The 1,065-nt window shown below is 42.1% G+C and carries 1 protein-coding gene; it reads right to left on the reverse strand.

The features are described from left to right. A partial coding sequence (locus tag CWB85_RS20870; RefSeq protein WP_283235139.1) for a lipocalin-like domain-containing protein occupies positions 1-1,065 on the reverse strand: 1,065 nt, incomplete at both ends.

Consider the following 1,065-nt stretch of genomic DNA (forward strand, 5'->3'; position numbering starts at 1 on the left):
CATTGTTCAACACCTGCATCATCTAAATATTTACTCCACAACATAGGAGTCGTGGTGAAGTGAGTGTTACCTGGGATCAAGCTCATCCATCTATCTGCGGTTGTTGCTGCAAAGAACGATGGTGTAAAGTCCGTTAATACCGTTGGTTTTAACCAATAAGAAATAGTGTACTGTGCTGTCGTTACTAAGTTATCAGGTAATCTAACCCCTGTAGCACCATCAAAACTAAAGGCTTGACCGCTTTTACCTGCAGCATAAGCTTCAACACCTGCACCTGTGTTTAGTAAGTTATTGTCCGTGGTTGTGGCCGTTGCTAAATTACCTAAATCATCGGTCAGGGCATTTTCAAATGAATAGTGAGCAATCGCATTTTTAAATTCTGGGCGCGCAGTTAAGTTTACCGTAAAGGTCTTACTTGTGGTTTGCCCGTTAAGTTCAATATTAGCTGTTAACACAACGGATTTATTGCCGCGATCAGGGGTGGGGATAAATACTGTACCGTCACTCCCAATGTAATATTCGTCACTACTTTGCCAGCTGATCTGTGCGCCATCTTTAGCAAGTGTAGGTAATGAATAACCTTCATCAGTAATACTTAATTCAGTTTTAATATCTAAAGCTTGCGCAACAGTGGCTAAAATATCATTAGTTGCGGTTATATCATCGACTTTTGTTGCCCATACCGTTGCTCCTTCTGCAGAAACACCCGAAAGGGTAGGGACTAATGCTTTGTTGGCATCATCCCATTGCCATTTTGCTACAGCAAAGTAAGTACCTGACTCTAAAACGAGTTTAATATTGGTATTAGTATCGTCGCTAGGGTACCAAGTTCCTTTATCACTTCCTGTTACTGAGTTATCAGCATTAAGCGCAATATAGGTTGAGCGAATGGCGCTGGTGTTTACAGCAGTACCGTGGTTTATGAATTTGTAGTACCCCTGAATTTCGTCAAGCGCTAACACATTGTCACCATCTAGTGGCACATAGCGTTGAGGTGATAGTACCGGCCAACCAAGTTGGTTGATAAACATTTCATGGCTACGAACTTGGTGCGCTTCAGCATTG

This window comes from Pseudoalteromonas sp. S1727 (assembly GCF_005886375.1).
In the GTDB taxonomy this organism is placed as follows: Bacteria; Pseudomonadota; Gammaproteobacteria; order Enterobacterales; family Alteromonadaceae; genus Pseudoalteromonas; species Pseudoalteromonas haloplanktis.